General features: G+C 70.1%; 26 protein-coding genes. 15 read left to right on the forward strand and 11 right to left on the reverse strand.

What is annotated here, in order from left to right:
• The 8 genes from FQ142_RS12425 to FQ142_RS12460 all read left to right on the forward strand — a co-directional run bounded on the left by FQ142_RS12425 (position 1) and on the right by FQ142_RS12460 (position 6,822).
• Positions 1-420: a pilus assembly protein CpaE gene (locus tag FQ142_RS12425; RefSeq protein WP_149423562.1), complete on the forward strand. Its 420-nt coding sequence runs from the start codon at positions 1-3 to the stop codon at positions 418-420.
• A gap of 87 nt (positions 421-507) precedes the next feature.
• The gene (gene paaA, locus FQ142_RS12430) at positions 508-1,515 is read left to right on the forward strand and encodes a 1,2-phenylacetyl-CoA epoxidase subunit PaaA (protein ID WP_188042397.1); all 1,008 of its coding nucleotides are present in this window, start codon (positions 508-510) and stop codon (positions 1,513-1,515) included.
• Positions 1,515-1,820 carry a 1,2-phenylacetyl-CoA epoxidase subunit PaaB gene (paaB, locus tag FQ142_RS12435; RefSeq protein ID WP_045253118.1) on the forward strand — a complete coding sequence of 102 codons (306 nt, stop codon included), beginning with the start codon at positions 1,515-1,517 and terminating at the stop codon, positions 1,818-1,820. Before paaA ends, paaB begins: the two co-directional genes overlap by 1 nt.
• Complete coding sequence (gene paaC, locus FQ142_RS12440) at positions 1,817-2,668, forward strand: 1,2-phenylacetyl-CoA epoxidase subunit PaaC (protein WP_149423563.1); 852 nt, start codon at positions 1,817-1,819, stop codon at positions 2,666-2,668. Before paaB ends, paaC begins: the two co-directional genes overlap by 4 nt.
• Before the next feature lie 86 nt (positions 2,669-2,754).
• The gene (gene paaD / locus FQ142_RS12445) at positions 2,755-3,246 is read left to right on the forward strand and encodes a 1,2-phenylacetyl-CoA epoxidase subunit PaaD (RefSeq protein ID WP_149424128.1); all 492 of its coding nucleotides are present in this window, start codon (positions 2,755-2,757) and stop codon (positions 3,244-3,246) included.
• Complete coding sequence (gene paaE, locus FQ142_RS12450) at positions 3,246-4,427, forward strand: 1,2-phenylacetyl-CoA epoxidase subunit PaaE (protein WP_149423564.1); 1,182 nt, start codon at positions 3,246-3,248, stop codon at positions 4,425-4,427. Before paaD ends, paaE begins: the two co-directional genes overlap by 1 nt.
• Before the next feature lie 10 nt (positions 4,428-4,437).
• The gene (locus FQ142_RS12455) at positions 4,438-5,208 is read left to right on the forward strand and encodes an enoyl-CoA hydratase/isomerase family protein (RefSeq protein WP_149423565.1); all 771 of its coding nucleotides are present in this window, start codon (positions 4,438-4,440) and stop codon (positions 5,206-5,208) included.
• Between the two features lie 90 nt (positions 5,209-5,298).
• The gene (locus tag FQ142_RS12460) at positions 5,299-6,822 is read left to right on the forward strand and encodes an ATP-dependent DNA ligase (RefSeq protein ID WP_149423566.1); all 1,524 of its coding nucleotides are present in this window, start codon (positions 5,299-5,301) and stop codon (positions 6,820-6,822) included.
• A 91-nt stretch (positions 6,823-6,913) separates the two neighbouring features.
• Here FQ142_RS12460 and FQ142_RS12465 read toward each other — a convergent pair whose 3' ends face one another.
• The 4 genes from FQ142_RS12465 to FQ142_RS12480 are packed head-to-tail and all read right to left on the reverse strand — an operon-like array spanning position 6,914 to position 10,903.
• Positions 6,914-7,423 carry a phosphoribosyltransferase gene (locus FQ142_RS12465; protein WP_149423567.1) on the reverse strand — a complete coding sequence of 170 codons (510 nt, stop codon included), beginning with the start codon at positions 7,421-7,423 and terminating at the stop codon, positions 6,914-6,916.
• 35 nt (positions 7,424-7,458) lie between these two features.
• A complete protein-coding gene (locus tag FQ142_RS12470) occupies positions 7,459-8,304 on the reverse strand; it encodes a transglutaminase N-terminal domain-containing protein (RefSeq protein WP_149423568.1) in 846 nt (281 codons plus the stop codon).
• Positions 8,301-9,227, reverse strand: coding sequence for an alpha-E domain-containing protein (locus tag FQ142_RS12475; protein ID WP_056411971.1), 927 nt, complete (start codon positions 9,225-9,227; stop codon positions 8,301-8,303). The genes FQ142_RS12470 and FQ142_RS12475 overlap by 4 nt, the downstream gene beginning before the upstream one ends.
• Positions 9,221-10,903 carry a circularly permuted type 2 ATP-grasp protein gene (locus FQ142_RS12480; protein WP_149423569.1) on the reverse strand — a complete coding sequence of 561 codons (1,683 nt, stop codon included), beginning with the start codon at positions 10,901-10,903 and terminating at the stop codon, positions 9,221-9,223. The genes FQ142_RS12475 and FQ142_RS12480 overlap by 7 nt, the downstream gene beginning before the upstream one ends.
• Positions 10,904-11,107: 204 nt before the next feature.
• On the opposite strand from FQ142_RS12480, the gene FQ142_RS12485 reads away from it, so the two are divergent.
• From FQ142_RS12485 to FQ142_RS12495, 3 genes are all read left to right on the forward strand, one after another.
• The gene (locus FQ142_RS12485) at positions 11,108-12,769 is read left to right on the forward strand and encodes a thiamine pyrophosphate-binding protein (protein ID WP_149423570.1); all 1,662 of its coding nucleotides are present in this window, start codon (positions 11,108-11,110) and stop codon (positions 12,767-12,769) included.
• 41 nt (positions 12,770-12,810) lie between these two features.
• The gene (locus FQ142_RS12490) at positions 12,811-13,245 is read left to right on the forward strand and encodes an NUDIX hydrolase (protein ID WP_149423571.1); all 435 of its coding nucleotides are present in this window, start codon (positions 12,811-12,813) and stop codon (positions 13,243-13,245) included.
• Between the two features lie 69 nt (positions 13,246-13,314).
• Entirely contained in the window at positions 13,315-13,857 is a 543-nt protein-coding gene (locus FQ142_RS12495; RefSeq protein ID WP_056411982.1) for a hypothetical protein, read from the forward strand.
• A gap of 31 nt (positions 13,858-13,888) precedes the next feature.
• On the opposite strand, the gene FQ142_RS12500 is transcribed toward FQ142_RS12495, so the two are convergent.
• The 6 genes from FQ142_RS12500 to FQ142_RS12525 all read right to left on the reverse strand — a co-directional run bounded on the left by FQ142_RS12500 (position 13,889) and on the right by FQ142_RS12525 (position 19,973).
• Entirely contained in the window at positions 13,889-14,263 is a 375-nt protein-coding gene (locus tag FQ142_RS12500; RefSeq protein ID WP_056411984.1) for a VOC family protein, read from the reverse strand.
• A 112-nt stretch (positions 14,264-14,375) separates the two neighbouring features.
• Positions 14,376-15,008 (reverse strand): response regulator transcription factor, encoded by a 633-nt coding sequence (locus FQ142_RS12505; protein ID WP_188042398.1) that lies wholly within the window; start codon positions 15,006-15,008, stop codon positions 14,376-14,378.
• Complete coding sequence (locus FQ142_RS12510) at positions 15,002-16,240, reverse strand: histidine kinase (RefSeq protein WP_149423572.1); 1,239 nt, start codon at positions 16,238-16,240, stop codon at positions 15,002-15,004. The genes FQ142_RS12505 and FQ142_RS12510 overlap by 7 nt, the downstream gene beginning before the upstream one ends.
• 28 nt (positions 16,241-16,268) lie before the next feature.
• Positions 16,269-17,024 carry an ABC transporter permease gene (locus tag FQ142_RS12515; protein ID WP_149423573.1) on the reverse strand — a complete coding sequence of 252 codons (756 nt, stop codon included), beginning with the start codon at positions 17,022-17,024 and terminating at the stop codon, positions 16,269-16,271.
• 1 nt (position 17,025) lies between these two features.
• Positions 17,026-18,018 carry an ABC transporter ATP-binding protein gene (locus tag FQ142_RS12520; protein WP_149423574.1) on the reverse strand — a complete coding sequence of 331 codons (993 nt, stop codon included), beginning with the start codon at positions 18,016-18,018 and terminating at the stop codon, positions 17,026-17,028.
• 83 nt (positions 18,019-18,101) lie between these two features.
• Positions 18,102-19,973 (reverse strand): FAD-dependent monooxygenase, encoded by a 1,872-nt coding sequence (locus FQ142_RS12525; RefSeq protein WP_149423575.1) that lies wholly within the window; start codon positions 19,971-19,973, stop codon positions 18,102-18,104.
• A gap of 151 nt (positions 19,974-20,124) precedes the next feature.
• On the opposite strand from FQ142_RS12525, the gene FQ142_RS12530 reads away from it, so the two are divergent.
• Positions 20,125-20,826: an IclR family transcriptional regulator gene (locus tag FQ142_RS12530; protein WP_149423576.1), complete on the forward strand. Its 702-nt coding sequence runs from the start codon at positions 20,125-20,127 to the stop codon at positions 20,824-20,826.
• Positions 20,827-20,893: 67 nt separating this feature from the next.
• On the opposite strand, the gene FQ142_RS12535 is transcribed toward FQ142_RS12530, so the two are convergent.
• Positions 20,894-22,273 (reverse strand): MFS transporter, encoded by a 1,380-nt coding sequence (locus tag FQ142_RS12535; RefSeq protein WP_149423577.1) that lies wholly within the window; start codon positions 22,271-22,273, stop codon positions 20,894-20,896.
• A 140-nt stretch (positions 22,274-22,413) separates the two neighbouring features.
• On the opposite strand from FQ142_RS12535, the gene FQ142_RS12540 reads away from it, so the two are divergent.
• Genes FQ142_RS12540 through hpaE form a run of 3 tightly spaced genes read left to right on the forward strand, consistent with a single transcriptional unit; the run spans position 22,414 to position 26,089 of the window.
• Positions 22,414-23,913 carry a fumarylacetoacetate hydrolase family protein gene (locus FQ142_RS12540; protein ID WP_149423578.1) on the forward strand — a complete coding sequence of 500 codons (1,500 nt, stop codon included), beginning with the start codon at positions 22,414-22,416 and terminating at the stop codon, positions 23,911-23,913.
• Positions 23,910-24,596, forward strand: a complete 687-nt coding sequence (locus FQ142_RS12545; RefSeq protein WP_149423579.1) for a GntR family transcriptional regulator — start codon at positions 23,910-23,912, stop codon at positions 24,594-24,596. The genes FQ142_RS12540 and FQ142_RS12545 overlap by 4 nt, the downstream gene beginning before the upstream one ends.
• Entirely contained in the window at positions 24,593-26,089 is a 1,497-nt protein-coding gene (hpaE, locus tag FQ142_RS12550) for a 5-carboxymethyl-2-hydroxymuconate semialdehyde dehydrogenase (RefSeq protein ID WP_149423580.1), read from the forward strand. Before FQ142_RS12545 ends, hpaE begins: the two co-directional genes overlap by 4 nt.
• The last annotated feature ends 8 nt before the right edge of the window (positions 26,090-26,097 follow it).

The raw sequence follows: 26,097 nt of genomic DNA on the forward strand, positions 1-26,097 counted from the left end.
ATGATCACCCGAGAACTGGCCGTATCCCTGCGCGACGCCGGCCTCGTGTGGCACCCCGCGGAGGGCGATCGCTTTCAGCTCGACCTCGCGGACGAGGTGGAGCTCGAGGCCGAGGCCGACGTGTTCACGGTCAGCGGGATGACGATCGAGGCCCGCCAGACGCCCAGCGGAACCGACCTCGCGTTCAACGGCACGACGGAGTGGGCGCTCGATGCGGTCACGCTGGCGGACGCCGTCTGGCTTCCGCGGGAGGATCAGCTGCGCGAGCTCCTGCGCGGCACGTTCCGCTCGCTGACGCGCCTCTCCGACGCCTTCGTCGTCGAGGTCGAGATCGCGGGCTCGACCCTGCGATTCGAGCATCCGGATCCGTCCGAGGCCTACGGCCGCGCACTTCTCGACCTCGTCTCGCGCTCGCGCTGAGCGCCCCGCCTTGCGCGCCGACGACCCTCGTGTCAGAATTACCTAACGACCGGTCAGTAAAGCAGGTCGGATACCGAGGAGTCGATGATGACAAGCCCCGCAGATCTCTCCCTCATCACGGGAGAGTCCGCCGATGACCAGATCTCCGACGAGGAGCGCCTGTTCGACGAGCTCATCGCGAACGAACAGCGCATCGAGCCGCGCGACTGGATGCCCGAGGCGTATCGCAAGACGCTGATCAGGCAGATCTCGCAGCACGCGCACTCCGAGATCATCGGCATGCAGCCCGAGGGCAACTGGATCACCCGCGCCCCGAGCCTCAAGCGCAAGGCGATCCTCATGGCCAAGGTGCAGGACGAGGCAGGGCACGGGCTCTACCTCTACTCCGCCGCCCAGACCCTCGGCATCACCCGCGACGAGATGATGGACCAGCTCATCAGCGGCAGGGCCAAGTACTCGTCGATCTTCAACTACCCCACCCCGACCTGGGCCGACATGGGCGCGATCGGATGGCTCGTCGACGGCGCGGCGATCGTGAACCAGGTGCCGCTGTGCCGTGCCTCGTACGGCCCGTACGGCCGCGCGATGGTGCGCGTCTGCAAGGAGGAGTCGTTCCACCAGCGGCAGGGATTCGAGATCCTGCTCTCGCTCATGCAGGGCACCGACGAGCAGAAGCAGATGGCACAGGATGCCGTGAACCGCTGGTACTGGCCGAGTCTGGCGATGTTCGGGCCGCCGGACGACCAGTCCCCCAACTCCGCGCAGTCCATGAAGTGGAAGATCAAGCGCTTCACCAACGACGAGCTGCGCCAGCGCTTCGTCGGGATGCTCGTGCCGCAGGCGGAGATCCTCGGCGTCACCCTTCCCGATCCCGATCTGCGGCTCGACGAGGAGACCGGACAGTACGTGATCGGCGAGATCGACTGGGACGAGTTCTTCGAGGTGCTCCGCGGCAATGGGCCCTGCAACGCCGAGCGTCTGGAGCGTCGTCGCACGGCGCACGAAGACGGCGCGTGGGTGCGCGAGGCCGCCGCCGAGTACGCCCGCAAGCAGTCCCTCCGTCGGGCTCAGGGGCCGGTCGGGGTCGTGGCGTGATGGCGACCCCCGGAGCCGACGAGCGCGAGCCCTGGCCCCTCTGGGAGGTCTTCGTGCGCGCGAACCGCGGTCTGAGCCACGTGCACGTCGGATCGCTGCATGCCCCGGATGCCGACCTGGCGATCCGCAACGCCCGCGACCTCTACACGCGCCGTGGCGAGGGCGTGTCGATCTGGGCCGTTCCCGCCGAGGCGATCACGACCAGCGACCCCGATGCCAAGGGCGCCTACTTCGAGAGCCCCGCAGGCAAGAACTATCGGCACGCCGTGTACTACACGGCCTCCGAAGGGGTGCCGCACCTGTGACGCTTCGACAGGCTCAGGGTCCCCTCGACGATGCCGACCTGCACGGCGACGTCTCGGTCGACGAGCTGCGACTGAGCGACGAGATCACCGGAACCGGCTCCGCCGCCGCATCTGCCGACATCGCCGAGTACGCGCTGTGGCTCGGCGATGACGCCCTGATCCTCTCCCAGCAGCTCGGCGAGTGGATCGCCCGCGCCCCCGAGCTGGAGGAAGACGTCGCCCTCGGCAACATCGCCCTCGACCTGCTGGGCCACGCGCGCTCCTTCCTGCACTTCGCCGGCACCTACGACGGACGCTCCGAAGACGATCTCGCCTACTTCCGTGACGAGCCGGAGTTCCGCAGCGCCTGGATCGTCGAGCAGCCCAACGGCGACTTCGCGCAGACGATCGCGCGCCAGTTCGTGGTGTCGACCTACATGTTCGAGCTCTACGCGGCTCTGCGCGCGAGCACCGATCGGACGTTCGCGGCGATCGCCGAGAAGTCGCTCAAAGAGGTCGACTACCACCGCGACCACTCCGTGCAGTGGGTGCTGCGCCTGGCCGGGGGCACCGACGAGTCGAGGCGGCGGATCGTCCGGGCGCTCGGCGATGTCTGGCCGTACGTCGATGAGCTCTTCCGCGACGAACCCCTGATCGAGCGCCTCGGCGACGCCGCGGCGCGGCCCTCGACGCTCCGTCCCGGTTTCGACGCGGTCGTCGACACGGTCTTCGCCGACGCGGAGCTGACGACACCCGCCGTCGCGGCATCATCGGCCGGTGGACGGCGCGGCCACCACGCGACACCGCTCGGACATCTCCTCGCCGAGATGCAGGTGCTCGCACGACGGCATCCGGGGGCATCGTGGTGACCCTTCGTCAGGCTCAGGGGCCGGAGCGGGCTCAGGGGGCGGAGCGGGCTCAGGGGCCGGGGCGGGCGCAGGGGCCGGGGCGGGCTCTGCGGACCGAGTCCCCTGCCGCTGCCTGGCGGATCGCCGCGGCCGTGGCCGATCCCGAGGTGCCGGTGCTCACGATCGAGGACCTCGGCGTGCTGCGGGCGGTCACCGTGCAGGACGACACCGTCGTGGTCGACATCACCCCGACCTACAGCGGATGCCCGGCGATGGACACGATCCGCGACGACGTCATCCTCGCCCTGACCGCGGCCGGCTACGAGAACGTCGAGGTGCGCCTCGTCCTCTCCCCCGCCTGGACGACGGACTGGATGTCGGATGCCGGCAAGCAGAAGCTGTCTCAGTACGGCATCGCTCCCCCGAGCGGACGGGCGGCGATCTCCTCCGGCCCGATCCGGCTGGCGATCAGCGTGCGATGCCCGCGCTGCGGGTCGCTGGACACCCGCGAGGTGTCGCGTTTCGGATCCACCTCGTGCAAGGCGCTGTTCGAATGCCGCGCCTGTCTCGAGCCCTTCGACCACTTCAAGGTGCACTGATGTCGCTGTTCGCTCCGTCCGGTGCGGTGGCCCCCGCATCCGTCCCGCGTCCCGCCACGGCGGCGACCAGGAAACGGGCCCGTTTCCACACGCTGTCCGTCGAGGAGGTGCGGCCGCTCACCGACGACGCGGTCGAGGTGACCTTCGCCGTTCCCGCCGAGCTCGCCGACGAGTACGACCACCTGCCCGGCCAGTACGTGGCCCTGCGCACCACCCTCGAGGGCACCGAGGTGCGCAGGTCGTACTCGCTGTGCCGCGCCCCCGAGCACCGCACGGCGGAGCAGATCGCCGCGGGCGTGCCGACCCGCCTCAGCGTCGCCGTGAAGCGCGACGAGGGCGGGCTGTTCTCCACCTGGGCGCAGACGGGGTTGCATCCCGGGTTCGAGATCGACGTGATGAGCCCGCAGGGCACCTTCACCTCGGGCCTCGACGACCTCGATCACCGCCATGTCGTCGGCATCGCCGCGGGCTCGGGCATCACGCCGCTGATGGCACTCGCGCACACCGTGCTGACCCGCTCGGAGACCTCGCGCTTCACGCTGTTGTACACGAATCGCTCGACGCTCGACGTGATGTTCCTCGAAGACCTTGCCGATCTGAAGGACCGGTACCCGACACGGCTGACGCTGCACCATGTGCTCTCGCGCGAGCAGCGCACCGCGCCGGTGCTGTCCGGACGCATCGACGAGGAGAAGCTGCACACGATCCTGCGGATGCTGATCGACCCGACCGATGTCGACGAGTGGTTCCTCTGCGGCCCGCTCTCGCTCGTCGACCTGTGCCGCGAGGTGCTCGCCGAGGTGGGCGTGCCACGCGAGCACATCCGTTTCGAGCTCTTCACGACGGGCGACGAGCCGGTGCGTGCGGCACGACCGGTCGAGGTGCGGGCGGGAGAGCGCACGATCCGCATCGAGGTGACCCTCGACGGCGTCTCGTCGACCGTGCAGAGCCCGGTCGACGCCCACGAGTCCGTGCTGAACGCGGCGCTGCGCGTGCGCCCCGACGCCCCCTTCGCCTGCGCGGGAGGTGTTTGCGGCACCTGCCGCGCGCGGGTCGTCGAGGGCAGCGTGACGATGACCGAGAACTACGCGCTCGAGCCGGACGAGATCGAGCGCGGTTACGTGCTGACCTGCCAGTCGCACCCGACGAGCGACCGCATCGTCGTCGACTACGACGTCTGAGGAGCATCCGATGATCGATCTCACCATCGCCGACGACACGGCGACCATCGTGCTGAACGCTCCCGCGAAGCTGAACGCGCTCGACGAGCAGGCGATCCGCGACCTCGGGCACGCGTACGACGAGGCGGAGGCCGCGGGAGTGCGCGCTCTCGTCCTGCGCGGCGAAGGCCGGGCATTCTGCGCCGGCCGGGACATCTCTGCCGTCGACCCACGCGACGACGACGTGATCGGCTACCTCGGCGGGCTGGTCACACCCCTGCTCCAGCGGATGTCGCGCTTTCCCGCGCCGACCTTCGCGGTCGCGCACGGCGCATGCCTCGGCGTCGGACTCGGGCTCCTGATAGCCACGGACGTCGTCTACGTCGCGGAGTCGGCGAAGATCGGCTCGCCCTTCGCCGCCCTGGGCGCCACGGTGGACTCGGGAGGGCACGCCCTCTTCGTCGAACGGCTGGGGGCGCACCGGACGCTCGACCTCATCTACACGGGGCGGCTGATGAACGGGACGGAAGCGGTGAGCGCCGGACTCTTCTCGCGGGTGGTGCCCGACGACGAGGTCGTCGACGCCACCGTCCTCGCCGCGACGACGGCCGCACGAGGAGCCACGGCCGCGTTCCTCGCCAGCAAGCAGCTCGTCGCGCGGATCCGCGATGAGCGGCTGGGCCTGTGGGTGTCGATGGATGCCGAGAACACGGCGCAGGCCGCGCTCTGCGACACGGAGGACTACCGCGAGGGGTTCGCCGCGTTCCAGGAGAAGCGCACTCCGGTGTTCCGGGGCCGCTGAGGCGCGGGCGGGACCCCGGTCGCCTAGCGCCTGCGTGCCCGCGACGGCAAGGGCGTCGGCGATGTCGGATGCCGGTGCGAGACTGCATCCATGATGCTCTCGGAGCTCATCTCCACCGCCGAAGCCGTCGCCGCGACCTCGTCCCGACTCGCGAAGATCGACGCGCTGTCGCAGCTGCTCGCCCAGGCCGACGCCGACGAACTGCCGGCACTCACCGGACTCCTGCTCGCCGCACCCCGCCAGGGGCGTCTGGGAGTCGGATGGCGGGGCCTGTCCGCTCTCGACGTCACGCATGCCGCGGATGCGACGCTGACGATCACCGACGTCGACGACGCTCTCGACACTCTGGCCCACACGTCCGGTTCAGGGTCGACCGCGGCCAGGAGCGCCGCACTGACAGCTCTCGCCGCACGAGCGACGGCTCCCGAGTGGGACTTCCTGAGCCGGTCGATGCGGGGCGAACTGCGCACCGGCGCGCTCGGCGGAGTGCTGCTCGACGCGATCGCCAAGGCCTCGGAGCGACCTGCCGCATCCGTGCGTCGTGCCGCGATGCTGTCGGGCGACCTCGGCGCCACCGCGCGGCTCGCACTCACCGGCACGGCGGCCGACCTCGACGCCGTCGGTCTCGAGGTCGGCCGCCCCGTGCTGCCCATGCTCGCATCGACCGCCGCGACGCCGACGGCGGCGCTCGCGGTCACGGGCACGGCATCCGTCGAATACAAGCTCGACGGTGCGCGCATCCAGGTGCACCGGCACGGCGACGAGGTCGGCGTCTACACCCGCAGCCTCGCCGACATCACCCACCGCGTGCCCGAGATCGTCGAGATCGTGCGCGCTCTGCCCGCTCACGACCTGATCCTCGACGGAGAGACCCTGTCGCTCGACGAAGACGGCGGTCCCCGGCCGTTCCAGGAGACGATGTCGCGGTTCGGGGCCGACGTCGCGCGCGACCTCGTGCTGCGGCCCTGGTTCTTCGACATCCTGCACGTCGACGGACGCGACCTCATCGACGAGCCGCTGTCGACGCGGCTGCACGAGCTCGCACGGGTCGTCGGCGAGTGGCGCATGCCCGGCATCGTCACCGACGATCCCGACGCCGCGGAGCAGCTCTCCCGCGAGGCCCTGGCCGCCGGGCATGAAGGCGTCGTGATCAAAGGCGTCGATGCCCCGTACGCCGCGGGCCGTCGCGGCGCATCCTGGGTCAAGGTCAAACCGGTGCTGACCTATGAGCTCGTCGTGCTGGGGGCCGAGTGGGGCTCGGGGCGCCGGAACGGGTGGCTGTCGAACCTGCATCTGGGTGCCCTCGATCCGACGGGCGAGTTCGGAGAACCCGGCGGATTCGTGATGGTGGGCAAGACGTTCAAGGGGCTGACCGACGAGCTGCTGCGGTGGCAGACCGAGCAGTTCCCGCCGCTCGAGACGAGGCGGACGCAGAGCACGGTGTTCCTGCGACCCGAGTTCGTCGTCGAGATCGCGATCGACGGTGTGCAGCGCTCCCCGCGCTACCCCGGCGGCGTCGCGCTGCGCTTCGCGAGGGTCAAGGGCTACCGGCCAGACAAGACCGCGGCAGAGGCCGACACGATCCAGACGCTGCGCGCGCTGGTTCGCGGCTGAGACGGCCGCGGTCGCCCGCAGGATCGCTCCGTCAGGCGGAGCACCCTCAGGCGGAGCACCGTCAGGCGGAGCACCGTCAGGAGGAGCGCCGTCAGGCGGAGGGCGCGAGTCCGAGGTCCTCTTCGCGCACCGTGCCCTGGAACGACCACGGGAAGTCGATCCACAGGTCGGTGTCCTTCCAGGCGTAGTCGGGCTGGATGATCGTCGACGGCTTCGTGTAGATCGTCACCGAGCGGACATCCGCCCCCTTGTCGGTCAGCAGCTGCACGGCCAGGGCGAGTGTGCGCCCCGAGTCGGCGACATCGTCGACGAGCAGCACTCGGCGACCGTCGAGATACGCCATGTCGAGTTCGGGCGGCAGCACCTCGGGGGCATCGAGCACGGTGCCGATGCCGGTGTAGAACTCGACGTTGATCGCTCCGCAGTTCTTCGCACCGAGACCGTACGCGATCGCACCGGCGGGGAGCAGCCCGCCGCGCGCGATGGCGACGACCACCTCGGGCACGAAGCCGCTGTCGAGGATGCGTCGCGCGAGGTCTCGCGTCGCCGATCCGAAGCCGTCCCAGGTGAGCGTCTCGCGCTCGATCGAAGCATCCGTCATCGTCTCATTCTTCCCCACCCGCCCGGTGCCCGCGTTCACCCGAGCCTGGTGACCTCGACCGACACGAACAGCTCGGACCCGCTGGATCCCGCGTACACACCACGCAGCGGAGCGACGTCCGCGTAATCGCGGCCGTGACCGACGTAGACGTGCGAGTCGCCGACCTCGACGAGATTCGTGGGGTCGTACCCGCGCCACTCGCCCGAGTACCACTCCACCCAGGCGTGGGACTCCCCCGTGACCGGTTCTCCGATCGCGGCCGTCGGGTCGGGGTGCAGGTAGCCCGACACGTAACGCGCCGGGATGCCGGCAGCACGCAGCACTCCCAGGGCGACATGCGCGATGTCCTGGCAGACGCCCGAGCGCGCGGGCCACGCATCGCGTGCGGTCGAGCTCACCCCTGTCACGCCGCTGCGGTACTCCATCGCCTCGCCGACCGTGCGGCAGATCTCGAGCGCGGTCTCGTCGACACCGCCGCCCTCGGCCTCGATGCGCAGGGCCAACTCGTGCATCTCGTCATCGGGAGCGGTCGCCGGCGTCTGCATCACGCATTCCGCCAGGCCCAGGGACTGCGGGATCCGCAGCGCGAGCTCTTCCCAGTCGATACCGGGCGCGGCAGGGAGAGCGGGCCGCACATCCACCACGCTCGTCGCCGTGACCGAGAGCATCTGGTGCGGGGTCAGCACCTCGAACGTCGAGACCCTGGTGTCCCAGTAGTCCACGTACGAGTGCTGGGTCGCGGTGGGCGAGATGTCGAGAGTGGCCTGCAGCACGAACTGGCCGTCACGCGAATGCGGCAGCATCCTCGCCTCGTTGTACGACGCCGTCGCCGGCTGTCCGTAGCGGAATCCGGTGCGGTGCACGACCCTCAGTCGGCTCACAGTGCCTCTCCGATCCACACCGGCATCGCGATCGAGGGGAAGTACCGCTCCCTGATCGCGTCGCTCGCCACAGACATGCCCACCTGGACCTCCTCCATGCTCTCCGACAGCCGGTGCACCGTATCGCCGATCGGCCGGTACTCCAGCTCTGATCGCAGGCGTCCGAGCACGCGATGCGCGCGATCAGGGGCGCCGAAGGCGCCGGCGGGGTCGATACCGCGCATGCATTCCTCGGCCTGCAGGATGCTGGAGAGCACCGACCGCGGGAACAGACGATCGACGAGGAGGAACTCGACCGCCGATGCCCCGGTCGGCACCGCCCTGTGGCTGCGCAGGTGCGCCTCGTACGCCCCGCAGCTGCGCAGCAATGTCGTCCAGCTCGGACCGCCGGCCTCGGTCAGCGACCGCGTCGCGAGCAGGCGCGCCGTCATGTCCGCGCGCTCGATCGAGCGACCGAGCACGAAGAAGTGCCACGCCTCGTCACGGCTCATCGACGAGTCCACGACCCCGAAGGCGAGCGCCGAACGGTCACGCACCCAGCGGAAGAACGGATGCGTCTTGTCCGAGGCGATCCGCCGCGGCATCCGCGCGTTCGACTCGTTGAGCGTCTCCCACAGGTCGGTCGAGATGATCTCCCTCGCGCGCCTCGCGTTCTCCCGCGCGGAGGCGATCGAATGGGCGATCGATGCGGAGTGCTCGCGGTCGAGGGCGAGCAGCCGCACCACGTCGTCGCGGCTCAGCACCGCCTCGGGGTCCGCGGTCGTGCCCATCACCGAGAGGAGCGCTCGGCACGCGGTGTCCTCCTCCACCCACGGGTCCTCGAGGAGCAGCTGCAGATGTACATCGAGAATGCGTGCCGTGCCGTCGGCGCGCTCCACGTAGCGGCCGATCCAGAACAGCGCCTCGGCGATGCGGCTCAGCATCCCGCGCCTCCCTGCTGCTGTTGCTGCTGCTGTTGCTGGTGGTGGCGCAGCTCGAGGTCCTCGTCCTGCGGCGATGAGAGGAAGGGAGGGCTCGCCTCCTCGCGCGACGACGCGAGGATCGGGATCGCGCCGGTCGCGAGCGACACCTCCGCGGCCGCGGGGTCGGGCTCCCCCGGCACGGTCGCCGTCTGTCCGGTGAAGAGAGACGGATCGAGCACCCACGTGTCCTTGGATCCTCCGCCCTGACTGGAGTTCACCACCAGCTGCCCTTCGGGAAGCGCGACGCGGGTGAGACCGCCCGGGAGCACCCAGATGTCCTGTCCGTCGTTGACCGCGAACGGGCGCAGGTCGACGTGCCGCGGCCGGAAGCCGTCCTCGACCAGGGTGGGGATGGTCGACAGCTGCACCACCGGCTGCGCGATCCAGCCACGCGGATCCGCCAGCAGCGTCTTCTTCAGCTCCTCCAGCGTCTCCCGCGACGCGTCGGGACCGACGACCAGCCCCTTGCCGCCCGACCCGTCGACCGGTTTCACCACGAGCTCGTCGAGCCTGTCGAGCACCTCCTCGAGCGCATCCGGCTCTTCGAGACGCCAGGTGTCGACGTTCGGCAGCACGGGTTCCTCCCCCAGGTAGTACCGGATCATGTCGGGCACGTAGGTGTACACGAGCTTGTCGTCGGCGACGCCGTTGCCCACCGCGTTGGCGAGGGTCACGTTGCCGAGCCGTGCGGCGAGCATCAGTCCCGGCGCTCCGAGCACCGAGTCCGGGCGGAACTGCTGCGGATCCAGGAACTCGTCGTCGACCCTGCGGTAGATGACGTCGACACGGGTGGGACCCGCGGTCGTGTGCATCCACACGCGGCCGCCCGAGCAGAACAGGTCGCGGCCCTCGACGAGCTCGATGCCCATCATGCGAGCCAGCAGCGTGTGCTCGTAGTACGCCGAGTTGTGCACGCCGGGCGTCAGCACCACGACCGTCGGGTCGTCGACGCCGATCGGCGCGGCCGCCCGCAGCGCCTGGAGCAGGCGGCCGGGATAGTCGACGACCGGTCGCACCCGCAGGCTCGTGAACAGTTCGGGCAGGGTCTGCGCCATCACCCGGCGATTGGCGAGCACGTAGCTCACTCCGCTGGGGACGCGCACGTTGTCCTCGAGCACACGCCACGAGCCGGCCTCATCGCGGATCACGTCGATCCCGGCGACATGGATGCGCACGCCGTTGGCACCGACGATCCCCGCCGCCTGACGGTGGAAGTGCGACGAGGAGCTGATCAGCGATGCCGGGATGACTCCGTCCTGCACCGCGAGCTGCGGGCCGTACACATCGGCGAGGAACGCCTCCAGCGCCCGCACCCGCTGCGTCACCCCGGACTCGACGTAGCGCCAGTCATCCGCGGCGATCACCCGCGGCACGACGTCGAGAGGGAACGGACGCTCCTCCCCCGCGAAGTCGAAGGTGACGCCCTGCGCGAGATACGAGCTGGCGAGGGCATCCGTGCGCGCCCGCAGCTCCGCATCGTCCATACCGGCGAGGGCGGGATACATGTCCTGATACGGCGCCCGCACGTCCGCGCCGTCCGGCCGGGCCTCCGCCGCGAACATCTCGTCCCAGGGCGAGGCCCCCGGCCGCCGGGGCGATCGGCGCGTCGTGTATCCGTCGAACAGCCATGACCGCATGTTTCCCTGTCGCCGTTTCGGCGGTGTTACGCGCAGGAGACGGCGCCGCGACGACCGGCGGCGGGCCGCGCGGTAGGATCTATCCGTCCGGCGCTCTGTGCCGCCGGTGCCTGAAAAAGAGGCACGAAGCACTCCGCGATGATGCGGAGGCGAGACACATACGGAATGCGCACGACCTCCGTCCCTGTCTCGAAAGGCCCACCCATGCCCAGTGTCTCCGCGCACGTCGCCCTCACCCTCGCCCAGCACATCGACGCCGTCTTCGGCGTCATGGGCAACGGCAACGCCTACTTCCTCGACGCGATCGAGACGCAGACGGACGCCGTCTTCACCGCGGTACGACACGAGCAGGGTGCTGTCGTCGCCGCCGACGCCCACTTCCGCGCGTCCGGTCGCATCGCCGCAGGCACGTCGACGTACGGCGCCGGGTTCACGAACACCCTGACCGCACTCGCGGAGGCCGTGCAGGCCCGCGTGCCGCTCGTGCTCGTCGTCGGAGACGAGCCGACCTCGGGACCGCGCCCCTGGGACGTCGATCAGATCGCGCTCGCCTCGGCCGTCGGCGCCCGCACCTATACCGTCGGTCATGCGGATGCCGCGGCCACCACGGTCATCGCGATCGAGCATGCTCTCACCTATCGCCTGCCGGTCGTGCTGGCGATCCCCTACGACGTGGCCACGCTCGATGCCGGCAGCGTGCCCGAGGTTCCCGCGCCGCGTCTGCTGACGCCGCTCGCCCCGAAGGGCGAGTTCGCCGAGGGGATGCTCGACGAGATCGCCGCCGCGCTGTCGCAGGCGGAGCGTCCGTTCCTGCTCGCCGGACGCGGCGCCTGGCTGGCCGGCGCGGGCGACGCCCTCGGCGAGCTCGCCGCCCTCACCGGTGCACTCACCGCGTCATCCGCTCTCGGCCGCGGCGTGTTCCCCGACGGGCGGTTCGATCTCGGCGTGACGGGCGGATTCGGGGCGGACGGGGCGATGGAGCTGATCCGCACCGCCGACGTCGCCGTGGTCTTCGGCGCCGCCCTGAACCAGTTCACGATGCGATTCGGCGAACTCTTCGCCCCGGGCACCCGTGTCTTCCAGATCGACATCGCGCCGGCCGCGACGCATGCGCACATCGGCGGCTTCGTGCGCGCGGACGCCCGCGTCGCCGCCGAGGCGCTCGTCGCCAGGGTCGGCTCCGCGTCCTCCACCGCTGCGCCCGGGCTGCCGTGGCGCGAGTCCGTCGACGTCGCCGCCGCACGGACCTATGAGAAGGGCGACGACCTCGCCGCCGACGGACGACTCGACCCTCGATCGGCCGCACGACGCATCGCCGAGCTCCTGCCCCGCGATCGCGTCGTCGTCTCGGACGGCGGACACTTCATCGGCTGGGCGAACATGTACTGGCCCGTGGAGGCCCCCGACCGGATGATGATGGTCGGCACCGCCTTCCAGTCGATCGGTCAGGGATGGCCGAGCATGGTCGGCGCCGCGCTCGCCCGCAGGGAGTCGACGATCGTGCTGACCTCGGGCGACGGAGGCGGGCTGATGGCCATCGCCGACCTCGAATCCGCGGTCCGCGCGGCCGCCGGACGCGGCATCGCCGTGATCTGGAATGACGCGGCATACGGCGCCGAGGTCAACCTCTACGGCCTGAAGGGGCTCGCGGAGGGGCCGATGCGGATCCCCGAGGTCGACTTCGCGGCGTTCGGCGCCGCCGTCGGGGCGGAGGGCGTCGTCGTGAAGACCCTCGCGGATCTCGACCGGCTCGGCGCCTGGGCGCAGGAGGATGCCGCCACGCGACGATTCCTGCTTCTGGATCTGCGGATCTCCGGCGACGTGATCGCGCCGTACCAGCAGGAGATCATCCGCGTGAACTCGTGATCGCCGGCGGTCCGGGCCTCCTGCTGCGCTAGTCTTCCGGGATGCCCGCCATCCGCAACATCGCCGTCGGCCTGCCCGTGAAGCAGGGTCATGTCCTTGCGTTGTCCGGCACGGATCGGTCCCGCGGACTCGACTTCCTGCGAGCGATCGGCGGCGGGATCGAATTCGGCGAGCGGGCCGAGGAGGCGCTGCATCGTGAGTTCCGTGAGGAACTCGACGTCGCCCTGCAGGCCGTGGAGCTGCTCGGCGTGCGCGACAACATCTTCACGTACGAGGGTGTCCCGGGTCACGAGATCGCCCATATCTACGCGGTGCGCTCGATCGAGCTCGACGCGGTCCCCCTCGACGCCGAGCTGCACGTGCTCGATGAGGGCAGTCCGGTGCGATGGGTGCCGATCGCGGAGGTGCGCGACGGCAGGCGACCGCTGTTCCCCGACGGCGCGACGGAGTTCCTGCTCGACCTCGACGCGAGCTGACTCCGCTGCGGGGCCGCAGGCGGGGCGCGGGGCGGGACACCGAGGTCGTCGATCTGCCAGAATCGACGGATGACCGGGCGGAACAGCACGAGGAAGACGGCGGCGGCAGCCGCGATCTTCCTGATGACCGTGACCATGACGTTGACCTCGTGCACGGCGGGCGCCGATCCTGCGGAGGTCGCCGCGACCGCCACGGCGACTTCGCCCTCCGCCTCGGAGCCGGTCGCCACGCAGGCCGCCGAGCCACCGGCGTCCGAATCGCAGAGCGCGTCCGACGGATTCCGCGAGTGGCTGGATGCGTCCCGCCTTCCCGACGTCGACACCGCCTGTGCGCGCCTCACCCCCGACCTCGTGACCCGCATGATCGCCGAGCTCGAGTCCCACGGGATGACAGGGATCTCGAGCTGCGAACAGATGATCACCGCCACCGCCGACCTCTACCGATCCCTCGGACAGAGCGCCGAGGTCGACATCGCCGTGCAGGCCGAGACCGCCACCGACGCCACGCTCTTCGTGACCTACCTCGCCTCCGGCGACTGCGGCACCGTGGTGATGGAACGCCGTGGCACCGAGTGGATCCTCACCGACCAGTCGATGGAGTGCGGAGCCTGACGCGAGCCGACCCTGTGCACGTCCCGCGACGTCAGCCGCTGTAGTCCGGCAGCTCCTGCAGCGTCCAGGTGTTGCCGTCGGGGTCGTCGAACGTCACGAACCGGCCCCAGTCCAGGTCGTCGACACCGCTCGCCTCGACGCCGACACCGCGCAGATGCGCGAGCGCCTCGTCGGCATCCGGCACCACGACCTGGATCGTGTTCTGCTGGCCCGGCTCGAGTGCGATCCCGAGACCCGTGCCGAATGCGATCGAGCACGCGGAGCCCGGCGGCGTCATCTGCACGAAGCGCAGACCCTCGACAGGCGTCTGGTCGTGGTCGGCGGTGAAGCCGATCTTCACGTAGAAGTCCTTCGCCCTGTCGACATCCGTCACCGGCACGAAGATGAGTTCGATCTTCCAGTCCATCGCGCACTCCTCCTGGTGGGCACCGTCGACCCATCCGCGTTCACGGTACGCCGCACCACCGACATCCCGCCAGGCCGAGTCACGCCTGCAGACGGACGTGCGGCGACGCCCCTCAGATCCACCCCTTGTCGAGGGCGATCCGCACCGCCTGCGCCCGATTCGCCGCGCCGGTCTTCCCGATCGCCGAGGAGAGATGATTGCGCACGGTTCCCGCCGAGAGGAACACCTCGGCGGCGATCGCCGCGGCCGAGCGCCCGTCCGCCGCGAGCCGCAGAACCTGCCGTTCCCGGTCGCTCAACGGATTCGCACCGTCGAACAGGCTGTCGGCGGCGAGCACGGGATCCAGCACCCGAAGTCCCGATCGCACCCGGCGGACGGCCTCGGCGAGCTGCTCGGCAGGGGTGTCCTTGACGATGAACCCGCTCGCGCCCGCGTCCAGTGCTGCGCGCAGGTACCCGGGGCGCGCGAATGTCGTCACGACGAGCACCCGCGTCGCCGGACTCGTCTCACGGATCCGACGCGTCGCCTCGATGCCGTCCATGCCCGGCATCTGGATGTCCATCAGACACACGTCCGGCCGCAGCTCCCCCGCACGCTGCACCGCTTCGGCCCCATCGGACGCCATCCCGACGACGGTGAGGTCGGACTCGAGGTCGAGGAGAGCCCCGAGCGCACCCCGCACGAGCGCCTGGTCGTCGGCGATCAGGAGACGGATCCCCCCGACGGCATCCGGGGCGCTCACCACGTCAGCTCCACGCGGGTCCCCGTGCCGCCCGCGGCATCGGCGGCACCGACCGCGAGGGCCGCACCGGCCGCTGCCGCCCGGTCGCGCATACCGCGCACGCCGTTTCCCTCGTCCGCGCCGCCACCCGCCCTCGCGCCGATGCCCACTCCGTCGTCTTCGAGCACCATCCGACCCGGCGACAGCTGCACTCGCACCGTGCGCGCACGCGAGTGCCGGAGGGTGTTGGTCGTGGCCTCCCGCAGGATCCAGCTCGCGGTGAGCGCCTGCACCGGCGACAGCGCGTCGGGCTCCCCCTCGACCTGCAGCTCGATGTCCGCCGCACGGAACGAGTCGCGCGAGGAGGCCAGCTGCTCGACGAGCGTCGTCGTCCTGGCACCCGACACGGTCGACCGCACCCCGGCGATCGCCTCCGCCGTGAGCCGCTCGATGTCGGCGAGCTCGGCCTTCGCACGCTCAGGGTCGGAATCCATGAGTCGACGGACCAGCTGCGCCTTGAGGCCGACCACCGTCAGCGAATGTCCGATCAGGTCGTGCACATCGCGAGCGAGCGCCTCGCGACCCTCGCTGGTCGCCAGCTCCAGACCGAGCCGCTCCGCCTCGGCGGAACGCAGGATGAGCCACGAGGACACGGTGTTCACCACACCGAGCAGCGCGACGATCGCCAGCACCGACAGGTACGTCATTCCCCCCGGCAGCAGGAACACGCAGACGGCCGTGAGCGCGACCGCCGCGACGGTGGTGATCCAGTGCCAGACCCGCGTCAGTCCGTACGAGGCGAAGGACATGATGAACGGCAGGAAGCTGAGCGCGGATCCGCCCTCCGCCGGCACCGAGACCAGGACGCACACGATGAGGGCGACGAAGGTGAGCCACTGCCGCCTCGAGGGCGTGCGGCCCAGCCCTCCGCCGCCGCGCATCCCGTGCAGGAAGCCCGTGACGTACAGCACGACGAAAGCCACGAGCGCGACCCACCCGACCACGACCCACGGGAGCTGCGCCTCGGATCGCACCAGCGCGATCACCGGATACACGAGGAAGACGAGCCAGATCACGGCCATCAGCCAGCCGAACCGCGCCCACGGATCCTTGCCGGTGGCGTGCGCCCGCCGGGCACCGGGTGCCGCCCACGCCGCCGGCGGCACACCCGCGGCGGCGAATCCCGCCGCGTCGAGGGCCGCGTCGCGGGAGACCCCGGATCCGTCCGAGGTCTCTCGCGTCGATCGTCGTGTCATCCGTCCAACCTACTGTCGTCGCCAGCGGCTACTGCCGTGCGCGCGAGCGCTTCATGCCCAGCATCACCAGCAGCGCGAAGAGCGCGAGCCAGACGGCGACGTTGAGGAACAGCATCCACAGCTGATCGGTCTGCCCGGTCGTGAGCTGCCCGTCGGTGAGGGGCCATCGGGCGAGCGCCACGAAGCCGTAGAGCGGCGTGAATCGTGCGATGTCGAGCATGACCCCGTCGAGCGGCATGAACACGTTGCCGAAGAACGCGAAGAACGTCATGGTGATCGAGGCGAGCGCCGCCGCCGAATCCGAGCTGAAGAACAGCCCGACGCCGAGCCCGTACATCCCGTACATCAGGCCGAGCCCGAGGACGATCGCCGCCGTCGCACCCCAGCGCCAGACGTCGTCGACGCGGGCTCCGGTCATCGCGCCCGCCGTGCACACCGCCACCAGCGCCAGAGCCGCGAAGGCGACGGAGGTGAGCAGTTTGGTCAGCGCGTAGCCGAGCGTGGTCAGCGGTGTCATCGCGAGCTGACGCCCCCACCCCTGCTTCGCCTCGGTGGCCGCGAGCGAGGTCAGCGAACTCATCGCGACGGCTGTGCCGTATGCCGCCATCGAGGTCATCACGTAGAAGGAGACGTTCCCATTGCCGGCCGACTGCGTGCCGTAGCCCATGCCGGCGCCGAACAGCAGGTACATCGCGACCGGCATGGCCAGCGTGAACGCGAGCGTGTAGGGGTTGCGCAACTGGCGGACGCCTTCGATGCGCAGCATGGTGGGTGAGACGTGCATGTCAGTCCTCCGTCAGAGCGGTGAAGGCGGTTTCGAGCGTGGGCGCGGCGATCTCGAGATCGTGAGCGCCGGCATCGAGCAGCATCCGGGCGGCGGCATCCGAATCGGTGGCCCGCAGGCTGAGCCGATCGCCGTCGATCCTCAGATCGATGACGCCGTCGGTCGCGCGGAGCATCGCGACGAGATCCTCGGATGCCGCGTCCACCGTCGCCGAGACGGTGCGCTCGCCCAGGCTGGCGCGCAGGAGCGCCGTCGGCGCGTCCGCGACGACCGTGCCGCGATGCATCACGACGGTCCGGCGGGCGAACTGCTCCGCCTCCTCCAGGTAGTGGGTGGCGAAGATGATGGTCCGCCCCGCGTCAGCATCAGCGCGCATCGCGTCCCAGAAGTGCCGGCGGGCGGTGACGTCCATTCCCGCGGTCGGCTCGTCGAGCACGAGGATGTCGGGGTCCGACACCATCGCGAGCGCGAACTTCACCCGCTGCTGCTCACCGCCGGAGCACTTCGACACCCGACGGCGTGCGAGGCGGACGAGGTCGGCTCGCGCCATGACGTCATCCACTCGACCGAGAGCATCGGTACCGTACAGCGACGCGATGAGGCGCACCGTCTCCCCGACGGTCAGGTCTCCGAGCAGCCCGCCGGTCTGCAGCACCGCGCCGATCGCGCCCGTCGACGTCGCCCGCTCGGGTGTGACACCGAGGACTCGCACGGTGCCGCTGCTGGGCTCGGTGAGTCCGAGCAGCATGTCGAGCGTCGTCGTCTTGCCTGCGCCGTTCGGCCCCAGCAGGGCGACGACCTCGCCGCGCCGGACGGAGAGGTCCACCCGGTCGACGGCCTGCACGCGACGGTCGCCGGTGCCGAAGTGCCGCTCGACGGCCCGCAGTTCGAGCACGACAGGATCATCGGTCAGGGAAGCCTCATCGGTCAGGGCAGCGGAGGCCGGTCGCGCGGTGACCCGCGTCGCCGAGCTCTGCACGGAGGAGTTGTTCATGTCTCCAGCCTCGTCGGGCGACGAGGATCCGGCCGGAGGGCGGTGTCATCTCCTCGGCATGACACGTGTCATGCCGGATGTCCTCACCGGACCGTCACCAGCGCCCCGTCGAAGAAGGCGGCCAGCTCGTCGACCCCGTCGAGCGGCAGGATCGCCGCGACGTACTGGTCCGGCCGCACCACCACGACCACGCCGTCCCGCGACAGCTCACGCGCCGCGAAGATGTCGGTCTCCGTCCACTTCGAGGGTCCTGCCGCGTAGACCTTCTCCCAGTCGGTGAGCCCGAGCGGGCCGGTCTGAGGCTGGAAGAGCGCGGGGGCGGACGTGACCTCGACCTGTTCGTATGGCTGCTGGTAGATTGCCTTGACGTCGAACACCGCATCCTCGTCGGCACCCTCGGGAGTGAAGCGCGCGAACACCGGGGCCGCCTCCGCGGCCCACGCCGCGAGCGTCGACGCCTCCCGTCCGCCGAACGCGTACACGCGCCACCGCCCGTCGGCCCTGGCGTGATGCCCGAGGTGCACGACGTTCCCGTCGCCCACGCGCACGACCTCGGCGGACTTGAAGCGCTTGCCGAGCGGGAAGCCCGCCGCGAGCGCCTGGTGCGCGTCTGTGCCGGTGATCATCGACGAGGTGTACTGCGTCATGAAACCCGAGGGGAACTCCGCCGTGGCGAGGTAGTAGGTCGCCAGATCGCCGGGGTCGGTGATCTCCGAGGGCTTGCGGGCCATCAGCGTCGACCACTCGCGGTCGAAGTCGATCAGCTGCTGCGCGACCGGTCGACGCTCGGCCCCGTACGTCGACAGCAGCGCCTCGGGGGCGCGTCCCGAGAGGACCGACCCGAGCTTCCAGCCGAGGTTGAAGCCGTCCTGCATCGAGACGTTCATCCCCTGCCCGGCCTTGGCGCTGTGGGTGTGGCAGGCATCGCCGGTGAGGAAGACACGAGGCGTCCGGTCCGAGCCGTCGGCGACGTCGTCGAAACCGTCGGTCACGCGGTGGCCGACCTCGTAGACGCTGTGCCAGGCGACCTCCTTCACATCCAGCGTGTACGGGCTGAGGATCGCGTTCGCCCGGCGGATGATCTCCTCGACCGGCGTCTGCCGCACGCGGTGGTCGTCATCGTCGGCGACCTCCCCGAGATCGATGTACATCCGGCTGAGGTAGCCGCCCTCGCGCGGGATGTGCAGGATGTTCCCCGCCTCGGAGTTGATGGCGCATTTGGTGCGCCAGTCGGGGAAGTCGGTGTTCACGAGCACATCCATGACCCCCCACGCGTGCGCCGCGCTGGCGCCCACGTGCGTGCGGCCGATCGCCTGACGCACGCCGCTGCGCGCACCGTCGCACCCCACCACGTACTTCGCGCGCAGAGTGCGCTCCTCGCCCGCGCGCTCGCCCGTGACGTATCGCACGGCGACCTCGACCGGATACGCGCCCTCGTCGTGGATCGTCAGCCCCGCGAACTCGACGCCGTAGTCGGGAGCGATGCGTCCCGGCCCGTGCGCTGCGGCCTCGGCGAAGTAGTCGAGCACGCGTGCCTGATTCACGATCAGATGCGGGAATTCGCAGATGTCGTAGGCGTAGTCGGCCGTGCGCGACGTGCGGACGATCTCGCCGGGGTTCTCGGGGTCGGGGCCCCAGAAGTTCATCCAGCCGATGTTGTACGCCTCGGCGATGATGCGCTCGGCGAAGCCGAACGCCTGGAACGTCTCGACGCTGCGCGGCTGGATGCCGTCGGCCTGCCCCAGCACGAGCCGTCCGTCGCGCTTCTCGATGATGCGGGTGGTCACGTCGGGGTACTGCGACATCTGCGCGGCGAGCAGCATCCCGGCGGGTCCCGAGCCGACGATGAGCACATCGATCTCGTCGGGGAGATCGGCCGGGCGGGCGTCGCCGGTGCCCGCGGCATCCTTCACCCTCGGGTCTCCGGAGACATAGCCGTGGTGGTGGAACTGCATCGTCGTCGATTCCTTCCGGACGTCACTGTCGGGTGTTGCACTCTCGTGCGCCGTGTTCTATATTCGAATACATAGTTCTACTATTGAACACAGCTTAGGGACGCCCGCCCCGAAGCGCAAGGAACGCACAACCATACGAGGGAGCGCACGCATGCCCGACGGCACCCCCGCCTCGCAGACCCTCAGCCGCGGCATCCGCATCCTCGAGGTGCTCGCCGACGCCAGAGCGCCGCTCACGATCGACGAGATCGCCGTCGCGCTGGGAGTGCACCGCTCGATCGCCTACCGGCTGCTGCGCACGCTGGAGGACCACCGACTCGTCGGGCGCGACGGCTCTGGCTCCGTCACCCTCGGCCCCCGGATGGCTGCGCTCGCGGCCGGGGTCGCGCACGACCTCCAGGCCGAGGCCCTGCCCGAGCTCACCGCGATCGCGAACGAGCTGGGCATGACCTGCTTCCTCGCGGTGCTCGACGGCGACGACTGCATCACCCTGGCCAGCGTCGAACCTCGACATGCGATCGCGAGCGTCGCCCAGAGACCGGGAGCACGGCATGCGGTCATCGTGGGCGCACCGGGCAAGGCCATCCTCGCGCAGCTCCCCGCCGCAGACTGGCCGGATGCTGCGGGCGGAGCGCTGCGCGCCGAGGTCGACGACGCCAGGGAGCGCGGCTACGCGACGAGCCACGACGAGGTCATCCCCACCGTGCAGGCGGTCGCGGTGCCGCTCGCGCTGCGCGGACAGCGCCCCGCCGCGATCGCGGTGGTGCATGTCGCGACCGATCACGACGACGCCGAGATCGCGGCGAGGCTCGCGCGCTCGGCATCCGCGATCCGCAGCGCCCTCGAGGGCTGAGCGCCGCACGCGTGAGTGCACACCCGCGACGGCGGGCGTGCACTCACGGCACGGTGCGAGACCGCTGTCAGGCCCTGGCGAGACCCCGCACGGGGCTCACCGACTGCTCCTCCTCGTGGTCGGGTCCGAGCGGGATCCCCGACCGGTCGCGCAGCAGCAGCGTGGCCACGAGCCCGAGTCCCGTCATTCCTGCGAGGTACCAGGTGACGGCCTGGGTCGAGCCGGTGGCCTGCACGATCGCCGTCGCGATGGTCGGCGCGAACGCCCCTCCGGCGATCGCGCCGATCGCGTACGAGATCGAGACGCCGGAGAAGCGGATGCTGGCGGGGAAGAGCTCCGCGTAGAGCGCCGCCTGCGGTCCGTAGGTGAAGCCGAGACCGATCGTGAGGATCGCGAGCCCGGCGAAGAGCAGGCCGACCTCGCCCGTGTTCACGAGCGGGAACAGGGTGAACACGCCGACGAGCTGCATCACCCAGCCGAGGATGTACGTGGTCCGCCGTCCGATGCGGTCGGAGAGCCAGCCCGCGAGCAGTGTGGTCAGGAGCCAGGTCACCGCGGACCCGGCGACGGCCCACAGCACCGGTCCGCGCTCCAGCCCGATCGGCCCCTCGGGGTTCGTGGCGTAGCCCTGGATGTACCCGCCGGTGGTCATGTAGCCGACGGCGTTGTTGCCGGCGAACACGAAGGCGGCGATGATCACGAGCAGCAGGTGCTTGCGGAACAGCTGCACGATCGGCATGCTCGCCTTCTCCTTGCGCTCGGCGAGCTCCATGAAGACCGGGCTCTCCTCGACCTTGCGGCGCACGTAGTAGCCCACGAGGATCAGCACGACGCTGAGCAGGAACGGCACACGCCATCCCCACTGCAGGAACTGGTCGCCCGGCGCGATCGCGGTCATGAGTGCCATGACGCCCGAGGCGAGCAGCAGCCCGAGCGGCACGCCGATCTGGGGCGAGGCGCCGAAGATCCCGCGCTTGGCCTTCGGGGCGTGCTCGACGGCCATCAGCACCGCTCCGCCCCATTCGCCGCCGGCCGAGATCCCCTGGATGATGCGCAGCAGCACCAGCAGGATCGGCGCCGTGATGCCGATCGTCTCGGAGGTGGGCAGTATGCCGATGAGCGCCGTGGCGGCGCCCATCAGGATCAGCGTCCACATGAGCACGGTCTTGCGCCCGAGCTTGTCGCCGTAGTGTCCGGCGAGGAATGCCCCCAGCGGGCGGAAGAGGAAGCTGACGCCGACTGTCGCGAAGGCGACCAGCGCACTGTTCGCGCCGAGCGGCTCGAAGAACAGCTGTCCGAACACCAGGCCCACCGCCGTGGCATAGATGAAGAAGTCGTACCACTCGACCGTGGTCCCGACGACGGTGGCGAACACGACACGGCGCCGATCGGCCGTGGTCGCGATGGTTCCGGTGGGGGTGAACCCATCCTGTGACTGCCCGCTCATGGGGGTGTCTCCTTTTTCTGTGACCGCGTTGTCACGGCTCGCCGTCGAGGGGATCGAGTGCTTGCCGAGGGATGAGGAGATAATATATGATTTCGAATACGACGCACAAGGCGTCGATCCACAGCGCGAGGAGGCGCCCCGTGACGGCATCCATCACCCGCCCCGGCAAGATCATCGCGATCCACCTGAGCTACGCCTCTCGGGCCGATCAGCGGGGCCGCCGGCCCGCAGCCCCCTCCTACTTCTTCAAGCCCGCCAGCTCCGTCGGCGTCTCCGGCGGAACGGTCGAGCGCCCCGCCGACACCGAGCTGCTCGCCTTCGAGGGCGAGATCGCGCTCGTGATCGGAACGCCGGCGCGTCGGGTCTCCCTCGACGAGGCGTGGGCGCACGTGGGCTGGGTCACCGCATCGAACGATCTCGGACTGTACGACCTGCGCGCGAACGACAAGGGCTCGAACGTCCGCTCCAAGGGCGGCGACGGCTACACGCCCCTGGGGCCGGAGCTCATCGACGCGCGCACGGTCGACCCCGGCGCCCTCCGCGTGCGCGCCTGGGTCAACGGAGAGCTGCGCCAGGACGACACCACCGCCGGCCTGATCTTCCCGCTCGCTCAGCTCGTCGCCGATCTCTCCCAGCACTTCACGCTGGAGCCCGGCGACGTGATCCTCACCGGCACGCCCGCCGGCTCGTCGGTGATCGTCCCCGGAGACGTCGTCGAGATCGAGGTGGATGCTCCGGATGCCGTGGGCTCGCCCTCATCCGGCCGCCTCGTGACCACCGTGACGCAGGGCGAGACGCCCTTCGACGGCGGGATCGGCTCCCTGCCGGCCGTCGACGATCTGCAGCGCACCGAGGCCTGGGGCTCCGCCGAGGCCGCGGGGCTTCCCGCCACGAGCAGCCCGCATGACGAAGGGCTCTCCCCCGGGCTGCGCGCGAAACTGCTCGAGGCGCCGACGGCCGGGCTCTCCGCCCAGCTGCGCAAGCGCGGCCACCACTCCTGCTTCATCGACGGCGTCGGTGCGAACATCCCCGGCAGCAAGATCGTCGGCACGGCGAAGACGCTGCGCTTCGTTCCCTTCCGTGAAGACCTGTTCGCCAGCCACGGTGGCGGGTACAACGCGCAGAAGCGCGCCTTCGACGCCGTCGACGAGGGCGAGGTCATCGTCATCGAGGCTCGCGGCGATGCGACCACCGGAACTCTCGGCGACATCCTCGCGCTGCGGGCGCGGTCCCGCGGGGCGGCGGGAGTGGTGACCGACGGCGGTGTGCGCGACTTCGACGCCGTGGCCGAGATCGGACTGCCCGTGTTCTCGCAGGGCGCGCACCCCTCGGTCCTCGGCCGCCGGCACGTGCCGTGGGACGTCGACGTGACGGTCTCCTGCGGCGGCGCGACCGTGCAGCCGGGCGACATCATCGTGGGAGACGGCGACGGCGTGATCGTGATCCCGCCCGGCCTCGCCGACGAGATCGCCGACGCCGCCCTCGCCCAGGAGGTCGAGGACGCGTGGATCGCCGAGCAGGTCGCCGCAGGTCATCCGGTCGACGGACTGTTCCCCCTCAACGCCGCCTGGCGTGAGAAGTACGAGGCGGCGACCGGCTCGGCCTCCGCCTCCTCCGCCGACTCCGACCCGCGCCGATGACGATCGTCAGCGGGGCGAGCAAGTCCGAGCAGGCGTACTCCTGGATCCGCTCGCGCATCTCCGGGCACGTGTTCGGTCCCGGCTATCGGCTCGTGCTCGGCTCGCTCGCCGAGGAGCTGGGCATGAGCGTCGTCCCGGTGCGCGAGGCCATCCGCCGCCTCGAGGCGGAGGGGCTCGTGACGTTCGAGCGCAACGTCGGCGCGCGTGTGACGCTCGTCGACGAGAGCGAGTACGCGCACACCATGGAGACGCTCGGGCTCGTCGAAGGCGCGGCCACGGCGCTGTCGGCTCCTCTGCTGGACCGGGCGGCGCTCGACGCGGCCGCCGAGGTCAACGAGCGGATGATCCAGATGCTCGACCACCTCGACGCGCACGCGTTCACCGAGCTGAACCGCCGGTTCCACTCGGTGCTGTTCGAGCCGTGCCCGAACCCGCACCTGCTCGACCTGGTGCATCGCGGATGGGCCCGACTCTCCGGCATCCGCGACTCCACGTTCGCCTACGTGCCCGGCCGCGCGCGGCACTCGGTCGAGGAGCACACCCAGATCCTCGAGCTGATCCGTGCGGGCGCCGACCCGCTCGAGATCGAGCTCGCCGCCCGCAACCATCGTCTGCGCACGAGAGACGCCTTCCTCGACGCCCTGCACACCCGCTCATCCCGCACGACTGGAGAAGACTCATGACCGATTCGCGCATCCCCGCCGATCTTCCCGACCACATCCAGCACTACATCGACGGCGAGTTCGTCGACTCCGTCGACGGCGACACGTTCGATGTGCTCGACCCAGTGACGAACAAGACGTACACGACGGCCGCCGCGGGCAAGAAGGCCGACATCGAGCGCGCCGTCGCCGCCGCGAAGCGCGCCTTCGACGAGGGGCCCTGGCCTCGCCTGCTCCCCCGCGAGCGCTCGCGCGTACTGCACCGGATCGCCGACATCGTGGAGTCCCGCGACGCCCGTCTCGCCGAGCTCGAGTCCTACGACTCCGGCCTGCCGATCACGCAGGCTCTGGGCCAGGCCCGCCGCGCCGCCGAGAACTTCCGCTTCTTCGCCGACCTCATCGTCGCGCAGTCGGACGACGCCTTCAAGGTCCCCGGTCGCCAGATGAACTACGTCAACCGCAAGCCGATCGGCGTCGCAGGCCTCATCACGCCGTGGAACACGCCCTTCATGCTGGAGTCGTGGAAGCTCGGTCCCGCCCTCGCCACCGGCAACACCGTGGTGCTGAAGCCCGCCGAGTTCACGCCGCTGTCGGCCTCGCTGTGGGCGGGCATCTTCGAGGAGGCAGGATTGCCGCAGGGCGTGTTCAACCTCGTGAACGGACTGGGCGAGGACGCCGGAGACGCCCTCGTGAAGCACCCGGACGTGCCGCTGATCTCGTTCACGGGCGAGAGCTCGACCGGGCAGCTGATCTTCGGCAACGCCGCACCGTTCCTCAAGGGGCTCTCGATGGAGCTCGGCGGCAAGTCGCCGGCCGTGGTCTTCGCCGACGCCGACCTCGAGGCCGCCGTCGACGCGACCATCTTCGGCGTGTTCTCCCTCAACGGCGAGCGCTGCACGGCCGGTTCGCGCATCCTCGTCGAGCGCTCGATCTATGAGGAGTTCGTCGAGCGGTACGCCGCCCAGGCGAAGCGCGTGAAGGTCGGCTATCCGCACGACCCGGCGACCGAGGTCGGCGCCCTCGTGCACCCCGAGCACTACGACAAGGTGATGAGCTACGTCGAGATCGGCAAGAGCGAGGGGCGCCTGGTCGCCGGCGGTGGACGCCCGGAGGGGTTCGATACGGGCAACTTCGTCGCGCCGACCGTGTTCGCCGACGTCGCACCCGATGCGCGCATCTTCCAGGAGGAGATCTTCGGCCCGGTCGTCGCGATCACCCCGTTCGACTCCGACGAGGAGGCGCTGTCGCTCGCGAACGACACGAAGTACGGGCTCGCCGCCTACATCTGGACGAACGACCTGACGCGCGCCCACACCTTCGCGCAGTCGGTCGAGGCGGGGATGGTGTGGCTGAACAGCAACAACGTGCGCGACCTGCGCACCCCGTTCGGCGGCGTCAAGGCGTCGGGCCTCGGACACGAGGGCGGCTACCGCTCGATCGATTTCTACACCGACCAGCAGAGCGTGCACATCACGCTCGGCGGTGCGCACAACCCGACCTTCGGCAAGAACTGACCCAGAGA

This window comes from Microbacterium sp. ANT_H45B (genome assembly GCF_008369345.1).
Classification (GTDB): Bacteria; Actinomycetota; Actinomycetes; order Actinomycetales; family Microbacteriaceae; genus Microbacterium.